At 61.7% G+C, this 16,331-nt stretch carries 13 protein-coding genes; 6 read left to right on the top strand and 7 right to left on the bottom strand.

Features of this window, described 5'->3' with window-relative positions; genetic code table 11:
* Positions 1-82: 82 nt before the first annotated feature.
* The 3 genes from ACMTA2_RS23045 to ACMTA2_RS23035 all read right to left on the bottom strand — a co-directional run bounded on the left by ACMTA2_RS23045 (position 83) and on the right by ACMTA2_RS23035 (position 3,597).
* Complete coding sequence (locus ACMTA2_RS23045; RefSeq protein WP_413791913.1) at positions 83-811, bottom strand: aspartate/glutamate racemase family protein; 729 nt, start codon at positions 809-811, stop codon at positions 83-85.
* Positions 812-871: 60 nt separating this feature from the next.
* Entirely contained in the window at positions 872-2,401 is a 1,530-nt protein-coding gene (locus ACMTA2_RS23040; RefSeq protein ID WP_413791912.1) for an NCS1 family nucleobase:cation symporter-1, read from the bottom strand.
* Between the two features lie 452 nt (positions 2,402-2,853).
* Positions 2,854-3,597, bottom strand: coding sequence for a phosphoadenylyl-sulfate reductase (locus ACMTA2_RS23035; protein ID WP_013693959.1), 744 nt, complete (start codon positions 3,595-3,597; stop codon positions 2,854-2,856).
* Between the two features lie 173 nt (positions 3,598-3,770).
* On the opposite strand from ACMTA2_RS23035, the gene thrH reads away from it, so the two are divergent.
* A complete protein-coding gene (thrH, locus tag ACMTA2_RS23030; protein WP_413791911.1) occupies positions 3,771-4,388 on the top strand; it encodes a bifunctional phosphoserine phosphatase/homoserine phosphotransferase ThrH in 618 nt (205 codons plus the stop codon).
* Between the two features lie 125 nt (positions 4,389-4,513).
* On the opposite strand, the gene pabB is transcribed toward thrH, so the two are convergent.
* The 4 genes from pabB to rloA all read right to left on the bottom strand — a co-directional run bounded on the left by pabB (position 4,514) and on the right by rloA (position 9,240).
* The gene (gene pabB / locus ACMTA2_RS23025; protein ID WP_413791910.1) at positions 4,514-5,857 is read right to left on the bottom strand and encodes an aminodeoxychorismate synthase component I; all 1,344 of its coding nucleotides are present in this window, start codon (positions 5,855-5,857) and stop codon (positions 4,514-4,516) included.
* Positions 5,858-6,179: 322 nt separating this feature from the next.
* Complete coding sequence (locus ACMTA2_RS23020) at positions 6,180-7,166, bottom strand: alpha-L-glutamate ligase-like protein (protein WP_413791909.1); 987 nt, start codon at positions 7,164-7,166, stop codon at positions 6,180-6,182.
* Positions 7,166-8,698, bottom strand: coding sequence for an osmotic stress tolerance membrane protein RloB (gene rloB / locus ACMTA2_RS23015; protein ID WP_413791908.1), 1,533 nt, complete (start codon positions 8,696-8,698; stop codon positions 7,166-7,168). The genes ACMTA2_RS23020 and rloB overlap by 1 nt, the downstream gene beginning before the upstream one ends.
* A gap of 5 nt (positions 8,699-8,703) precedes the next feature.
* Entirely contained in the window at positions 8,704-9,240 is a 537-nt protein-coding gene (gene rloA / locus ACMTA2_RS23010) for a retropepsin-like aspartic peptidase RloA (protein ID WP_305467789.1), read from the bottom strand.
* A 282-nt stretch (positions 9,241-9,522) separates the two neighbouring features.
* Here rloA and ACMTA2_RS23005 point away from each other — a divergent pair, with 282 nt between their 5' ends.
* The 5 genes from ACMTA2_RS23005 (at position 9,523) to prpF (ending at position 16,317) form a co-directional block, all read left to right on the top strand.
* Positions 9,523-10,236 carry a GntR family transcriptional regulator gene (locus ACMTA2_RS23005; RefSeq protein WP_413791907.1) on the top strand — a complete coding sequence of 238 codons (714 nt, stop codon included), beginning with the start codon at positions 9,523-9,525 and terminating at the stop codon, positions 10,234-10,236.
* Entirely contained in the window at positions 10,233-11,123 is an 891-nt protein-coding gene (gene prpB, locus ACMTA2_RS23000; RefSeq protein ID WP_003204061.1) for a methylisocitrate lyase, read from the top strand. The genes ACMTA2_RS23005 and prpB overlap by 4 nt, the downstream gene beginning before the upstream one ends.
* Before the next feature lie 41 nt (positions 11,124-11,164).
* Positions 11,165-12,292 carry a bifunctional 2-methylcitrate synthase/citrate synthase gene (gene prpC / locus ACMTA2_RS22995; RefSeq protein ID WP_413791906.1) on the top strand — a complete coding sequence of 376 codons (1,128 nt, stop codon included), beginning with the start codon at positions 11,165-11,167 and terminating at the stop codon, positions 12,290-12,292.
* Between the two features lie 197 nt (positions 12,293-12,489).
* The gene (gene acnD / locus ACMTA2_RS22990; RefSeq protein WP_413791905.1) at positions 12,490-15,081 is read left to right on the top strand and encodes a Fe/S-dependent 2-methylisocitrate dehydratase AcnD; all 2,592 of its coding nucleotides are present in this window, start codon (positions 12,490-12,492) and stop codon (positions 15,079-15,081) included.
* A gap of 42 nt (positions 15,082-15,123) precedes the next feature.
* Positions 15,124-16,317 (top strand): 2-methylaconitate cis-trans isomerase PrpF, encoded by a 1,194-nt coding sequence (prpF, locus tag ACMTA2_RS22985; RefSeq protein WP_413791904.1) that lies wholly within the window; start codon positions 15,124-15,126, stop codon positions 16,315-16,317.
* Positions 16,318-16,331 lie beyond the last annotated feature (14 nt).

The raw sequence follows: 16,331 nt of genomic DNA, 5'->3' as shown, positions 1-16,331 counted from the left end.
TCACAGCATGTGCACACGACACAAAAAACTGTGGGAGCGAGCTTGCTCGCGATTCGGGACACTTCGGTCTAAAGCCGTGAACTCACCGCCCAAACCGCCCCGGCCAGCCGATGATGGTCTTGGGTCGAGGCGTCGCGTAGGTGCGCACTTTCGACGTCGACAACCCCAGCCGCACCAGCGATTCAGCAATGGTCACCGCTGCCGTCACCCCATCGACCACCGGCACCCCGGTGCGCTGGCGGATCTGCTCATCGAGCCCGGCCATGCCACCGCAGCCCAGGCAGATCACTTCGGCCTTGTCCTGGCTGACCGCCAGTTCAGCCTGCCGTACGATGGCTTCAACCGCCCGTTGTGGGTCCTGCTCCAGTTCCAGCACCGCCAGGCCGCTGGCCCGCACCGAGGCGCAGCGGTCGAACAAACCGGACAGCTTGAGTCGGTCTTCGATCAGCGGCACGGTGCGGTCCAGGGTGGTGACCACCGAATAAGCGTGACCGAGGAACATGGCGGTACTGGCGCCGGCATCGGTGATATCCACCACTGGCACGTTCAGCAGTTCTTGCAGACCTTCGCGGCCATGCTCGCCGTAGCCGGCCTGGATCACCGCGTCGAACGGCTGGTCGTAGGACATCACCCGGTCCATCACCGCAATGGCCGCCAGGTAGCTTTCAAAATTGCCCTCGATGGAGTCCGCGCCGAAATGCGGCGTGAGCCCGACGATCTCGGTGCCCGGCGCGGCCACGGCCTGGGCCTGGCGAGCGATGGCCTGGGTGATGGATTCGGTGGTGTTGACGTTGATCACGAGAATTCGCATGAGCTGTCCTCCTTGATGCATGAAAGTAAGCGACCCGTACCGGCCGGGCCGTTTGAGGGATCAATGATGAACGTTATCCACAGCGATGGATTCGCCGCTGACGTCTTCGTAATACAGTTCGCGCTTGGCGATGATCAGGTACAACAACCCTGCAATCGAAGCGCCAATCAGCCAGGAAAACGGTGAGACGGCGTCAAAACCGGGCACCAGGGCCAGGATAATCGCGATCAGCGCCGCCGGAATGAACGCCGCCACCGCCCGCAGGTTGACCCCATTGCTGTAGAAGTACGCACCGTTTGGGTCCTCGCTATACAGCTGCGGCACATTGATGCGGCCCTTTCGCAGCAGCCAATAGTCGACCATGATCACGCCGTACAGCGGCCCGAGCAGGGCGCCGAGGCCGGACAGGAAATACACGATCACCAGCGGGCTGTTGTAGAGGTTCCAGGGCAGGATCAGCACGGCAATGGCGGCGCTGATCAGCCCGGCGCGGCGGAAGGTCAGGTATTTGGGGGCCAGGTTGCTGAGCACGAACGCCGGGGCGACGAAATTGGCCATGATGTTCACCGCCACGGTGACGATCAGGAAGGCCAGGCAGCCCAGCACCAGAAGGAACGTGTTGGGAATCGAGGCGACGACTTGGGTCGGGCTTTCGATGATTTGCCCGTTGATCTGGAACTGCGCACCGCAGAGCAGGATGGTAATCCCGGCAAACACCAGGATGTTCACCGGCAGGCCCCAGAAATTGCCGACGATGATGGTTCGGCGGCACGGCGAGGAGCGGGCGAAGTCGCAGAAATTGAGGATCAAGGTGCCGTAGATCGACAGCCACAGCGCGCCGCCGGCAAAGATATTGCGCCACATTTCGCCACCGGTCAGCGGCTCGCGGATCGACCAGGCAATGGTGGCACCGGCCTGGGTGTACATCCAACCGGCCAGGGCTGCGACGGTCACCAGGATCACCGGACCGGCGAAACCTTCATACCGGCGCACCGTCTCCATGCCGTAGGCCAGGATCACCAGTTGCACGAACCAGATCGCCACGAAACACACCCAACCCAGGCTCGACAGGCCGAGGATCAAGTCGCGGTCGTAGTCGGCGAAGCCCGGATGGATTGCCACCAGCAACACGCGGAACACCACCGACGCCAGATAGGTCTGGATCCCGAACCAGGCAATGGCGATGACCGCCCTGATCAACGCAGGAATCTGTGCGCCGTGGATTCCGAAGCTGATCCGGCTGATCACCGGGAACGGCACCCCGGTTTTCTGGCCCATGTAGCCGGACAGGTTCATGAAACCATACACCAGTGCCGCGCCTATCCCCAGGGACAGCAAGATCTGCCAGCCACCCAGCCCCAGGGCATAGAGGCCGATGGCGAAGGAATAGTTGGCGATGTTGTGCACGTCGTTGGTCCACAGGGCAAAGATGCTGTAGCGACCCCAGCGGCGACCTTCGGCCTTTGTCGGCGCCAGGTCCTTGTTGTGCAGCCTCGGGCTCAGGGCCAGGGAGGCTGCGGCGTTGTCATCGGGGGCAGTGGTGGAGGAGGGCAGATCCAGCGCGATGTTATTGGAGGGACTTGTACGCATTCCGGCAGGCTCCTGATTCTCGGCGCTGCGATGACTGTGCATGAGCGCGGGGCTCGACAAATCTTCGTCGCGGCGGGCGAGCATCATTGGTTACGGGGCATCTGCAGCCTGTACGGGATAGGGCGCTTCAGGCTTGCGGATCTAAAGTGTGTGTATGTTTTATAAATGTTGTATACAAAACACTTGTCGACTCTAGCCATATTTATGCCACTTACGGATCTATCCAGCGTGACACTAATTTCGTTTTGTTATGGTATTTGAATAACTAGCTGAAATACGGAGATTTAAAGCTGACCGTTTAAACAGGTATTTTTTTTGGGGCGAACGCCAGTGGAGAAAGGAAGCCAGGTGGGGTAGGGAATTGGGTGTAACTTTTTGGGGCAGTAACGACATAAGTGCACACAAAAATGCCACTTGTGGTGACATTTTTGTGTACAGAGAGTGGCGAGCGCTTAGACGGTCTTGGATTTGGCGATGATGTTCCCGGCGTGCAGCCCGCATTCTTTCTGCGTGGCTTCTTCCCACCACCAGCGGCCTTCGCGCTCGTGCTGGTTCGGCAGCACCGGGCGGGTGCAGGGTTCACAGCCGATGCTGATGAAGCCGCGCTCATGCAGGCTGTTGTAAGGCAGCTCCAGCATGCGGATGTAACCCCAGACTTCTTCGCTGGTCATCTGCGACAGGGGGTTGAACTTGTACAGGGTGCGCTCCGGGGTGGAAAACGCCGTGTCGATTTCCAACACCGCCACCTGGCTGCGGGTGCCGGGGCTCTGGTCACGGCGCTGGCCGGTAGCCCAGGCGCGGACATCGGTCAGCTTGCGGCGCAACGGCTCGATCTTGCGGATGCCGCAGCATTCGCCGTGACCGTCCTTGTAGAAACTGAACAGGCCTTTTTCCTTCACGAAGGGTTCAAGTTTCGTGTAGTCCGGCGAGACCAGTTCGATGTCGATCTTGTAATGCTCGCGCACTTGGTCGATGAAACGATAGGTCTCCGGGTGCAGGCGACCGGTGTCGAGGCTGAACACCTTGACGTTCTTGTTCAGTTTCCAGGCCATGTCCACCAGCACCACGTCTTCGGCGCCGCTGAAAGATATCCATAGCTCGTCGCCGAATTCGGCGAAGGCCAGTTTGAGGATGTCCTGCGGGGACTTGTTGGCATAGGTCGTGGCGAGTTCCACGACGTCAAACGATGGGCTCATCAGGGCGGTTTCCTACAGGTCGGTGGCGCTGGGCGCTCTATATGGGGCTATGGTAACAAAAGCTGTCGAGACTGGCGCGTTCCTGTGCGTTGCGCGGGCTTCGACGAATGGCTAGAGTCGGCAGGCCTTTTGTTCGCTCAACCGATAAACATCAGAAAAAATGGGAGTGTCTTGTGGAAATTGCCTGTCTCGACCTGGAAGGTGTACTGGTCCCGGAGATCTGGATCGCCTTCGCTGAAAAAACCGGGATTGACTCCCTCAGGGCGACCACTCGGGACATTCCCGACTACGACGTGCTGATGAAGCAACGGTTGCGCATCCTCGATGAACACGGCCTCAAGCTTTCCGACATCCAGGAAGTCATCGCCACCCTCAAGCCGCTGGACGGCGCCATCGAGTTCGTCGACTGGCTGCGCGAGCGCTTCCAGGTGGTGATTCTGTCCGACACGTTCTACGAGTTTTCCCAGCCATTGATGCGCCAGTTGGGCTTCCCGACATTGCTCTGCCATCGCTTGATGACCGATGACAGCGGGCGGGTGACTGGCTACCAGTTGCGTCAGAAAGATCCCAAGCGCCAGTCGGTCCTGGCCTTCAAGAGCCTGTACTACCGGGTGATTGCGGCGGGGGATTCCTACAACGACACCACGATGCTGGGTGAGGCCGACGCCGGGATTCTCTTCCATGCGCCTGAAAACGTGATTCGTGAATTCCCGCAATTCCCGGCGGTGCATAGCTTTGCCGAGTTGAAGCAGGAATTCCTCAAGGCTTCGAACCGCAGCCTGAGCCTGTAACCCAACCCCTGTGGGAGCGAGCTTGCTCGCGATAGCGGTGTGTCAGTTTGCACAAAGGCTGCTGGCCCAACGCAATCGCGAGCAAGCTCGCTCCCACAAGGTCTTGTGCCTGGCCTGGGGTCTGTTCAGAGGTTCTGCAAGGTTTCCAGCAGCACCTTCACCTTGGTAATCGACTCCTGATACTCGGCCTCCCAGTCCGAGTCCGCGACAATCCCGCCACCGCCCCAGCAGCACACCTGCCCATCCTTGACCAGTAAACTGCGGATGGCGATGGAGCTGTCCATTTCCCCGCGCACATCCAGGTACAGCAACGACCCGCAATACAACCCGCGGCGGGTCGGTTCGAGTTCGTCGATGATCTGCATGGCACGGATTTTCGGCGCGCCGGTGATCGAGCCGCCGGGGAAGCTGCCGGCGATCAGGTCCAGGGCGTCCTTGTCGTCGGCCAGTTCGCCGGTCACGCTGCTGACCAGGTGATGCACGTTCGGGTAGCTTTCCAGGCTGAACAGCTCCGGCACCCGCACCGAGCCGATGCGACAGGTGCGGCCCAGGTCGTTGCGCAGCAGGTCGACAATCATCAGGTTTTCCGCCCGGTCCTTGGGGCTGGCCAGCAGTTCGGCGGCGTGGGCCGCGTCTTCGCTGGGTGTTGTGCCGCGGGGCCGGGTGCCCTTGATCGGCCGGGTTTCCACCTGGCCTTCGCTGACCTTGACGAAGCGTTCTGGGGACAGGCTCAGCACCGCGCCGCCCTCCGGCAGGCTCTGGAAACCGGAAAACGGCGTCGGACACGCCGTCCGCAGCGCCTGGTAAGCAGCCCAGGCATCGCCCTGGCAGGAGGCGCGAAAGCGTTGGGCAAAGTTGACCTGGTAGCAGTCGCCGGCCTGGATATAACTGTGGATGCGCTCGATTGCCTGCCGATATTCATCGGCACTGAGGTCGGGAGCCATCGGGCTTTCAAGTCTGAAGCCGGGCGCCGTCGCCGGGGCGGGCTGGCTGAACAGCGCGATCAGGCGCTGGCGTTCACCTTCGCCACAATGGGGGTGGAACACCAGTTGGCTGGTGCCCGCCTGATGGTCGCTGACCAGCGCCCAGTCGTACACGCCAAAACGCGCGTCGGGCAGTTGCAGGTCGTCCTGGGCATGGGACGGCAGCGTTTCGAGGTGTCGGCCGAAGTCATAGCTCAAGTAGCCAATCAGGCCGCCGGCGAAAGGTAATTGCACCGTGGCCGGCAGTACCGCGTCGCCCAGTTGCGTCAGATGAATGCGCAGGCGTTGCAGGAAAGCGCTGCCGCTCTCGTCCGGCAATACCGCCAGTTGCGCCAGTGGCCAGGCACTGAGCAGGTCGTAACGCCCGCGCTCGGCGCTCGGCCGGCCGCTGTCGAGCAGCACGCTGCCGGGGGCATGGCGGATCGCCGCGAAATACTCGGCAGGGTTGGCGCGGTAGGGCAGCGGGTGTACGGAGCAGGTTGGCATGGGCGGGGCAGGTCAGCCGTTCAGGCGGGGGAGCGATTGTAATCCCCTGTAGGATTTGCTCCTAGAGGGATGTCGGAGATGAGCAAGTATGGGGGCTATCGAAAATATTCGGGTGTGAACACTTTGTGGCGAGGGGATTTAGCGAAACGTCGCACCGCCCCGCTGGGTTGTGCAGCAACCCCAAACAGGCATGATGCGGTCAGCCTGAGGCACCGAGGTGATAGGTTTTAGGGTTGCTTCGCAACCCAGCGGGGATAAATCCCCTCGCCACAGGTCCGGCATGTTCCGGTCCAGACAATTTGTATTGTGCAGGTTAGAGGGATCAGCCTTCAACCGGCGGAATATGCCCAAACAACGCCTGGGCAAACGCCACGCGCTCTTCCACGGTTTCGGTAACGCCCCGGGCCTTGAGTTCTTCCAAGTGGGCTTCCACTGCATGGGTGCGCAGGGTCAGACCGCAGTCGTTGGCGATCTGGATGTTCAGGCCCGGCCGGGCGTTCAGTTCCAGGATCAACGGGCCTTTTTCCTGGTCCAGTACCATGTCGACGCCGATGTAGCCCAGCCCGCACAGTTCATAACAACCGGCGGCCAGCTTCATGAAGCCGTCCCAATAGGGCAGTTGCACGCCGTCCACCGCGTTGGTGGTGTCGGGGTGTTTGGTGATGATGTTGTTCAGCCAGGTGCCGCGCAGGGTCAGGCCCGTGGCAAGGTCGACGCCCACGCCGATGGCGCCCTGGTGCAGGTTGGCTTTGCCGCCGGACTGACGGGTCGGCAAGCGCAGCATGGCCATCACCGGATAGCCCATCAGCACGATGATGCGGATGTCCGGCACGCCCTCGTAGCTGATGCTCTTGAAGATCTGGTCCGGCACCACGCGGTATTCGATCAGCGCCCGGTCACGGTGCCCGCCCAGGGAATACAAACCGGTGAGGATGCTGGACACATGGTGCTCGATTTCCTCATGGCTGATGATCTTGCCGGACACCGTGCGATAGCGGCCTTCGAAGCGGTCGGCGATGACGATGATGCCGTCGCCGCCGGCGCCTTGGGCCGGTTTGATCACGAAGTCGGTGCGCCCGCCGATGATCTCGTCGAGCTTGTCGATTTCCTTCTCGGTGGAGATCACCCCATACAGCTCCGGCACATGGATGCCGGCGGCGATGGCCCGTTCCTTGGTGATGATCTTGTCATCGACGATGGGGTACAGGCTGCGTTTGTTGTACTTGAGCACGTAGTCGGCATTACGCCGGTTGATGCCCATGATGCCCCGGGCCTCCAGGGCCTTCCAGGTCTTCCAGAAGCCGAACATCAGGAGTCTGCCTTGAGGAAGGCCTTGAACCGAACCAGCTCGGTCAGGCGATAGCCGCGATAACGACCCATGGCCAGCATGAAGCCCACCAGGATCAACAGGATCGCCGGGAAGGTGAACACGAAGTACACCAGTTCCGGCACGCTCATGATCAGGTGCGCCAGGGACGCGGCGAACAAGGTGCCGATGGCGACTTTCATCGCGTGGCCGGCGCCGCGTTCTTCCCAGGTGATGGACAGGCGTTCGATGGTCATGGTCAGGATCACCATCGGGAACAGCGCCACTGAAAGGCCGCGCTCCAGGCCCAGCTTATGGCTGAAGAGGCTGATGGCGGCGATCAGCACCACCACGAACGTCAGCACCACCGAGAGCCTTGGCAGCATTTGCAGCTTGAGGTGCTCCAGGTATGAACGCAGCGAGAGGCCCAGGGTGGTGATCACCGTGAACAGAATGATGCCGAAGCCCAACTGGGTTTCACGGAAGGCCAGGGCGATCAGCACCGGGGTGAAGGTGCCGAGGGTTTGCAGGCCGATCAGGTTGCGCAGCACGAGGATCACCAGCACGCCGATCGGGATCATCACCATGATCATGAAGGTTTGCTGGGTTTGCAGCGGCAAGCCGTAGAGCGAGTATTCGAGGAAGTTGGCGTCTGTGTTTTCGTCCGTCAGCTTGGCCAGTCGAATGGCGTTCATTTCGCTGTTGTTCATGCTGAAGGTGACGGTGGCTTTCTTGCCGCCATCGACGGTGATCAGGTTTTCATCGCCGGTCCACCACAGCAGGCGGTCGGTGGGCAGGCCCTGTTCGCCGGAATCGGGGTTGAAATACAGCCAGTCGGTGCCGTTGAAACTGCGCAGCCACAGCTCGGGCGTCTGCGGCTGGTCGGCCACCAGGCGGATGGTATGGACCTTTTCCACCGGCACGTGGGCAATGGACAGCACCAATTCGACGATGCGCGCCTTGTTGGCCGAGGACGGATCGCCAGCCAGCAACAGCTTGACGTTGTCGTCGTTGAGGTTGTTGACCCGCTTGATCGCTTCGCTGATGAACGTCTCGACGTCGGCCGAGTGCTGGCGAATCGGCGCGAGCAGGGCTTCGGCGGCCAGCTTCTCCGGGCCTTCGACGGCGATGCTGTCGCGGAAGGTCGGGCCCTTGAGCTTGGTTTTCTCGGCGCTGTAGCGCTTGGTCAGCACCAGGCGGTAATACAGGGTCTGGTTGCCCTTGGCGCGACGGGCCGACCACGTGACCTTGCGGTTACCATCCACCCGGTTCACCGCCACACCGTAATTATTGGAAATGAAACTCTCGTTGAGGCTCACGTAGTCGCGGCTCAGGGGCGGCACGAACATCTGGATCTTGACCGGATCCTTGGCGTTGGCCACGAATTCGACCTTGGCGTCGATGTTCCACAGGTCGTCGGTGGCGTCTTCGGTGACCGGGATGCCGAGCACGAAAATCTGATAGGCCGTTACCGAGAGGCCCAGCACCACCAGGATGGCGATCAGCATTTTCAGATGGAGGGTAAGGGAGCGCATTGGAATTACTCTGCGGTTTGAGCGGCATTGGCGCAGGCGGGTTTGCCGGCAGCGTATTTGAGACTGGGGTCGACCAGTGCGTCGAAGCGCTTGAGCGCTTCGGAACCGATCAGCAGCGGGTATTGGAAGGCGCTGCGGTCGGTCAGGTTCACTTCGATGCTGCGCAGGGCCGAGCCCATGCAGATGTCCAGTTCGATGACCGGCCGGGCCGTGTATTTCTTGCCTTCTTCCGGGTCGTAGTCACCGGCGCGGCGCTTGATCTTGCTGACCCGGGCCAGTGGACGTTCGATGGGGTGCGAGTGGGCCGCGTCGATGGCCAGGTAAAAACGTACCCAGGATTCGCCATCGCGCTTGAAACGCTTGATGTCCCGGGCGCTGAGGGACGCGGTCTTGGCGCCGGTGTCGAGCTTGGCCGCGACCTCCAGGTCGATGCCCTGCAGGGCGGCGTATTCGTTGAGGCCGTACACGGTTTTTTCACCCGCCACGGCAAGCCCTGGCAGGCACATGAAATAGAAAGCAGCAGATAAGGGCTTGAGTGTCATAGATCCTGGTGCGCAGCGTTCCGTTCATCGGTTCAGGCCCTGGCATTACTGCACAAGCTCCCTAGGCAGCCTTTCTCTACAAGAAGGAGAGCGGCGTATAACCGCGGCATTCTAGCACGGTGGTTTTCTGACGCCACCGCTGGCCAGAGGCTACGAATCCTTATGCAAACGGGCTATCGCCAAGGCGTTATTAGACGATTGTCGACAATGTTGAATTTTGTTTTGACGTAAAGGCAGTCATTGGTTAGTTTTTGCCATATTGATTTGCAAGGTGTCGACAATATGCTCGATCAGCTCGAAGCCCCGGTGATGGTTCAGGACGAGTCGGAGACCCTGTCCGAGAACGTCTTCCGGCGTATCCAGGCCGCCATCGTCAAGGGCGAGATTGCCCCTGGCAGCAAAATTTCCGAGCCCGAGCTGGCGCGCACCTACGGCATCAGCCGCGGGCCGTTGCGCGAGGCCATCCACCGCCTGGAGGGCCAGCGCCTGCTGGTGCGGGTGCCCCATGTCGGTGCCCGGGTGGTATCGCTGAGCCACGCCGAGCTGCTGGAGCTCTACGAAATCCGTGAGTCCCTCGAAGGCATGGCCTGCCGCCTGGCGGCCGAACGCATGACCCTGGAAGAAATCGACGAACTGCGCCGGGTCCTGGAAACCCACGAGCGCGATGCGGCATTCCAGGCCGGTGTCGGTTATTACCAGCAGGAAGGCGATTTCGACTTTCATTACCGGATCATCCAGGGCAGCGGCAACCGTACCCTGACGCAGATGCTGTGCGGCGAGCTATACCAACTGGTGCGCATGTACCGCATCCAGTTCTCGACCACGCCCAACCGTCCGCGCCAGGCCTTTGCCGAGCACCACAGGATTCTCGACGCCATCGCCGACCGTGACGGCGAACTGGCTGAATTATTGATGCGCCGACACATCGGTGCGTCCAAACGCAACATTGCGCGTCATTTCCAGGACAGCGCCGCCACTGAACGAGGTGAGTCATGAGTTCCAGCAAGAGCACGCCAGGCCAGCGTTTCCGCGATGCGGTCGCCACCGAGCATCCGCTGCAAGTGGTGGGCACGATCAACGCCAACCACGCGCTGCTGGCCAAGCGCGCCGGTTTCAAGGCGATCTACCTGTCGGGCGGCGGCGTGGCGGCCGGTTCCCTCGGCGTGCCGGACCTGGGCATCACCGGCCTGGATGACGTGCTGACCGATGTGCGGCGTATCACCGATGTGTGCGACCTGCCATTGTTGGTGGACGTGGACACCGGGTTCGGTTCCTCGGCGTTCAACGTGGCGCGCACGGTCAAGTCGATGATCAAGTTCGGCGCCGCGGCGATTCACATCGAGGATCAGGTCGGCGCCAAGCGTTGCGGCCATCGTCCGAACAAGGAAATCGTCTCGCAGCAGGAAATGGTCGATCGCATCAAGGCCGCCGTCGATGCCCGCACCGATGACAGTTTCGTGATCATGGCCCGTACCGATGCCCTGGCGGTGGAGGGCTTGGAATCGGCCCTGGACCGCGCCGCCGCGTGCATCGAGGCCGGTGCCGACATGATTTTCCCCGAAGCCATCACCGAACTGGAGATGTACAAATTGTTCGCCAGCCGCGTGAAAGCGCCGATCCTGGCCAACATTACCGAATTCGGCGCGACCCCGCTGTACACCACCGAACAGCTGGCCGGTGCCGACGTGTCCCTGGTGTTGTACCCGCTGTCGGCCTTCCGGGCCATGAACAAGGCGGCCGAGAACGTCTACACCGCGATCCGCCGCGACGGTACGCAACAGAATGTCATCGACACCATGCAGACCCGCATGGAGCTTTACGATCGCATCGACTACCACACCTTCGAGCAGAAGCTCGATGCGTTGTTCGCAGCGAAGAAGTAAGGCGAGACTCCCCTACAAATTCAAGAAAATGGAGACAGCAAATGGCCGAAGCAAAAGTACTCAGTGGCGCCGGGCTCCGTGGCCAGGTGGCCGGGCAAACCGCATTGTCCACCGTGGGCCAATCGGGCGCCGGCCTGACCTATCGCGGCTACGACGTTCGCGACCTGGCGGCGGATGCGCAATTTGAAGAAGTGGCCTATCTGCTGCTGTACGGCGAGCTGCCGACCCAGGAACAGCTGGACGCCTACACCGGTAAACTGCGCCAGTTGCGCGACTTGCCCCAAGCCTTGAAGGAAGTGCTGGAGCGCATTCCCGCCGAGGCCCACCCGATGGACGTGATGCGCACCGGCTGCTCGTTCCTCGGCAACCTGGAACCCGAGGAAAATTTTTCCGAGCAGCATGACAAGACCGACCGCCTGCTGGCCGCATTCCCGGCGATCATGTGCTACTGGTATCGCTTCAGCCACGAAGGCCAGCGCATCGAATGCGTGACCAACGAAGTTTCCATCGGCGGCCACTTCCTGCATCTGCTGCATGGGAAAAAACCGAGCGAGTTGCACGTCAAGGTGATGAATGTCTCGCTGATCCTCTACGCCGAGCACGAATTCAACGCGTCGACCTTCACCGCCCGGGTCTGCGCCTCCACGTTGTCGGACCTGTTTTCCTGCATCACCGCCGCCATCGGCTCGCTGCGCGGCCCGTTGCATGGCGGTGCCAACGAAGCGGCGATGGATATGATCGAACGCTTCAGTTCACCGCAGGAGGCCATCGAAGGCACCCTCGGCATGCTCGCGCGCAAGGACAAGATCATGGGCTTCGGCCACGCGATCTATAAGGACAACGACCCGCGCAACGAGGTGATCAAGGGCTGGTCGAAAAAACTCGCCGACGAAGTGGGCGACACGGTGCTGTTCCCGGTCTCCGAAGCCATCGACAAGACCATGTGGGAGCAGAAGAAGCTGTTTCCCAACGCCGATTTCTACCATGCCTCGGCGTACCATTTCATGGGCATCCCGACCAAGCTGTTCACCCCCATCTTCGTCTGCTCGCGCCTGACCGGCTGGGCGGCCCACGTGTTCGAACAACGCGCCAACAACCGCATCATCCGACCGAGCGCCGAATACACCGGCGTCGAACAGCGCAAGTTCGTGCCAATCGAACAACGCTGAGCTGGAGGGTTCTAGCCGCCGGAACTGGATACCCCCGAAACCCTGTGGGAGCGAGCTTGCTCGCGATTGCGTACTGACATTCAACATTAATGTCGACTGATATACCGCTATCGCGAGCAAGCTCGCTCCCACAGTGGCCGGGGTCGCTTCAAGTCTGGCGCCAACCCTTCTGAAACCACCGTGACCGAGTCCTGACGATGAACACAGAATTTCGCAAACCGCTGCCCGGCACTTCGCTGGATTACTTCGACGTTCGCGAGGCGGTGGATGCCATCCGCCCCGGCGCCTATGACGGCCTGCCGTATACCTCCCGCGTGCTGGCGGAAAACCTGGTGCGTCGTTGCGCCCCGGCCACGTTGAGCGAGTCGCTGCTGCAACTGATCGAGCGCAAGCGCGACCTGGACTTCCCGTGGTTCCCGGCCCGCGTGGTCTGCCATGACATCCTCGGCCAGACCGCCCTGGTGGACCTGGCCGGCCTGCGCGACGCCATCGCCTTGCAGGGCGGTGACCCGGCGCAGGTCAACCCGGTGGTGCCAACCCAATTGATCGTCGATCACTCCCTGGCGGTGGAAAGCGGTGGTTCCGACCCGCAAGCCTTCGCCAAGAACCGCGCCATCGAAGACCGGCGCAACGAAGACCGCTTTCACTTTATCAACTGGACCAAGAAGGCCTTCAAGAACGTCGATGTGATTCCGCCGGGCAACGGGATCATGCACCAGATCAACCTGGAAAAAATGTCCCCGGTGATCCAGCAGCGTGACGGCGTGGCCTTCCCCGACACTTGCGTGGGCACTGACAGCCACACGCCCCACGTTGATGCCCTGGGGGTGATCGCCATTGGCGTCGGTGGCCTGGAAGCCGAAAGCGTCATGCTCGGTCGCGCCTCGTGGATGCGCCTGCCGGAGATCATCGGCGTCGAGCTGACGGGCAAGCTGCAACCGGGCATCACCGCCACCGACATGGTGCTGGCGCTGACCGAATTCCTGCGCAAGCAAAAAGTCGTGGGGGCGTGGCTGGAGTTTTTCGGCGAAGGCGCCAGCGCCCTGACCTTGGGCGACCGCGCGACCATTTCCAACATGGCCCCGGAATACGGTGCTACGGCGGCGATGTTCTATATCGACCAGCAAACCATCGATTACCTGAAGCTCACTGGCCGTGAAGACGACCAGGTGCGACTGGTCGAGACCTACGCCAAGCAGGCAGGCCTGTGGGCCGACAAGCTCAAGGGCGCGCAATACGAGCGTGGCCTGACCTTCGACCTGTCGTCGGTGGTGCGCAACATGGCAGGTCCCAGCAACCCGCACGCCCGTGTCGCGGTGTCGGATCTGGCCGCCAAAGGCATTTCCGGGCAGTGGGACGATGTGCCGGGACAAATGCCTGACGGCGCGGTGATCATCGCCGCCATCACCAGTTGCACCAACACCAGTAACCCGCGCAACGTGATTGCGGCGGGCCTGCTGGCGCGCAACGCCAACCGCCTGGGCCTGGTCCGCAAGCCATGGGTCAAGTCGTCCCTGGCACCGGGCTCGAAAACCGTGGCGCTGTACCTGGATGAAGCGGGCCTGACCAAAGAGCTGGAGCAACTGGGCTTCGGCGTGGTGGCGTTCGCCTGCACCACCTGCAACGGCATGTCTGGCGCGCTGGACCCGGTGATCCAACAGGAAATCATCGACCGCGACCTGTACGCCACCGCCGTGTTGTCGGGCAACCGCAACTTCGACGGACGTATCCATCCGTACGCCAAGCAGGCATTCCTCGCCTCGCCACCGCTGGTGGTCGCTTATGCCATTGCCGGGACCATCCGCTTCGACATCGAGAAGGATGTGCTGGGCGTGGTGGACGGCCGGGAAATCCGCCTCAAGGACATCTGGCCGAGCGACGAAGAAATCGAGGCGGTGGTCAAGGCTTCGGTGAAACCGGAGCAATTCCGCCAGGTGTACATCCCAATGTTCGCCATCCAGGAAGACACCGGGCCGAAAGTGACGCCGCTGTACGACTGGCGCCCACAAAGCACCTACATCCGTCGTCCGCCGTATTGGGAAGGAGCGCTGGCCGGTGCACGACCGCTCAAGGGCATGCGCCCGCTGGCGGTGCTGCCGGACAACATCACCACCGACCACCTGTCGCCGTCCAACGCCATCATGCTGGACAGTGCCGCGGGTGAGTACCTGGCGAAAATGGGCCTGCCGGAAGAGGACTTCAACTCCTACGCGACCCACCGCGGCGACCACCTGACCGCGCAACGCGCCACCTTCGCCAACCCGAAACTGTTCAACGAAATGGTCCAGGAAAACGGCAAGGTCAAGCAGGGCTCCCTGGCCCGGGTCGAGCCGGAAGGCAAGGTCATGCGCATGTGGGAAGCCATCGAGACCTACATGGAGCGCAAGCAGCCGCTGATCATCATTGCCGGCGCCGACTACGGCCAGGGTTCGTCCCGGGACTGGGCGGCCAAGGGCGTGCGCCTGGCCGGTGTCGAGGCGATTGCCGCCGAAGGTTTCGAACGTATCCACCGCACCAACCTGGTGGGCATGGGCGTGTTGCCACTGGAGTTCAAACCCGGCACGGACCGCAAGACCCTGGGCATCGACGGCAGCGAAGTCTATGACGTGATCGGCGAGCGCACCCCGCGTGCGACGCTGACGTTGGTCATCACGCGCAAGAACGGTGAACGCGTCGATGTGCCGGTGACCTGCCGCCTCGATACCGCCGAAGAAGTGTCGATCTACGAAGCCGGGGGCGTGCTGCAACGCTTTGCCCAGGACTTCCTTGAATCGGCAGTTGCCGTCTAAATCACAACTGCGGACACCCGGGGTGTCCGCTTGAGGAGCATCATGGCTCACGCACCGCAAATCAGAATTCCCGCTACCTATATGCGTGGCGGCACCAGCAAAGGTGTGTTCTTCAACCTGCAAGACCTGCCCGAAGCGGCCCGAGTCCCAGGCACCGCCCGGGATGCCCTGTTGCTGCGGGTGATCGGCAGCCCCGACCCGTACGAAAAGCAGATCGATGGCATGGGCGGCGCGACGTCCAGCACCAGCAAGACCGTGATCCTGTCCAAGAGCACCCGAGCCGACCACGATGTCGATTACCTGTTCGGTCAGGTGTCCATCGACAAGCCGTTCGTGGATTGGAGCGGTAACTGCGGCAACCTGTCGGCGGCGGTCGGTTCGTTCGCCATCAGCAGTGGCTTGGTGGATGCCGGTCGGATCCCGCAAAACGGGGTCGCGGTGGTGCGCATCTGGCAGGCCAACATCGGCAAGACCATCATCGCCCATGTGCCGATCACTGACGGCGCAGTGCAGGAAACCGGGGACTTCGAACTCGATGGCGTGACCTTTCCCGCGGCCGAAGTGCAATTGGAATTCATGGACCCGGCGGCAGAAGAAGAGGGCGGTGGGGGCTCGATGTTTCCCACCGGCAACCTGGTGGACGACTTGGAAGTGCCCGGTGTCGGCACCTTCAAGGCGACGCTGATCAACGCCGGGATCCCGACGATTTTCATCAATGCCCGGGACGTCGGTCACATCGGCACCGAATTGCAGGGCGCCATCAACGGTGACCCCAAGGCGTTGGCCATGTTCGAAACCATTCGCGCCCACGGTGCCCTGCGCATGGGCTTGATCAAGCACCTGGACGAAGCAGCCCAGCGCCAGCACACACCGAAAGTGGCGTTTGTCGCGCCGCCAGCGGACTACGTTTCATCCAGCGGAAAAGCCGTCGCGGCCGGGGACGTCGACCTGTTGGTGCGGGCGCTGTCCATGGGCAAGCTGCACCACGCCATGATGGGCACGGCAGCGGTCGCCATCGGCACGGCCGCCGCTATTTCCGGCACAGTGGTCAACCTCGCGGCCGGTGGCGTCGAGCGCAACGCGGTGCGTTTCGGCCACCCGTCCGGCACGCTTCGCGTCGGCGCCGAGGCCAGCCAGGTCAACGGCGAATGGACCGTGAAAAAAGCCATCATGAGCCGCAGTGCGCGGGTGTTGATGGAAGGGTTCGTGCGGGTGCCGGGGGATGTCCTGAACTGAGTCGAAAAAACTGT

The sequence above is a fragment of the Pseudomonas medicaginis genome, from assembly GCF_965119365.1.
Taxonomy (GTDB): domain Bacteria; phylum Pseudomonadota; class Gammaproteobacteria; order Pseudomonadales; family Pseudomonadaceae; genus Aquipseudomonas.
This window is presented reverse-complemented; position numbering and strand designations above follow the sequence as displayed.

Excerpts from the sequence above, each read along its gene's own strand:
- ACMTA2_RS23045 (WP_413791913.1), bottom strand. The coding sequence starts at position 811 with ATGCGAATTCTCGTGATCAACGTCAACACCACCGAATCCATCACCCAG.
- ACMTA2_RS23040 (WP_413791912.1), bottom strand. The coding sequence starts at position 2,401 with ATGCGTACAAGTCCCTCCAATAACATCGCGCTGGATCTGCCCTCCTCC.
- ACMTA2_RS23035 (WP_013693959.1), bottom strand. The coding sequence starts at position 3,597 with ATGAGCCCATCGTTTGACGTCGTGGAACTCGCCACGACCTATGCCAAC.
- pabB (WP_413791910.1), bottom strand. The coding sequence starts at position 5,857 with ATGCCAACCTGCTCCGTACACCCGCTGCCCTACCGCGCCAACCCTGCC.
- ACMTA2_RS23020 (WP_413791909.1), bottom strand. The coding sequence starts at position 7,166 with ATGTTCGGCTTCTGGAAGACCTGGAAGGCCCTGGAGGCCCGGGGCATC.
- rloB (WP_413791908.1), bottom strand. The coding sequence starts at position 8,698 with ATGCGCTCCCTTACCCTCCATCTGAAAATGCTGATCGCCATCCTGGTG.
- rloA (WP_305467789.1), bottom strand. The coding sequence starts at position 9,240 with ATGACACTCAAGCCCTTATCTGCTGCTTTCTATTTCATGTGCCTGCCA.
- ACMTA2_RS23005 (WP_413791907.1), top strand. The coding sequence starts at position 9,523 with ATGCTCGATCAGCTCGAAGCCCCGGTGATGGTTCAGGACGAGTCGGAG.
- prpB (WP_003204061.1), top strand. The coding sequence starts at position 10,233 with ATGAGTTCCAGCAAGAGCACGCCAGGCCAGCGTTTCCGCGATGCGGTC.
- prpC (WP_413791906.1), top strand. The coding sequence starts at position 11,165 with ATGGCCGAAGCAAAAGTACTCAGTGGCGCCGGGCTCCGTGGCCAGGTG.
- acnD (WP_413791905.1), top strand. The coding sequence starts at position 12,490 with ATGAACACAGAATTTCGCAAACCGCTGCCCGGCACTTCGCTGGATTAC.
- prpF (WP_413791904.1), top strand. The coding sequence starts at position 15,124 with ATGGCTCACGCACCGCAAATCAGAATTCCCGCTACCTATATGCGTGGC.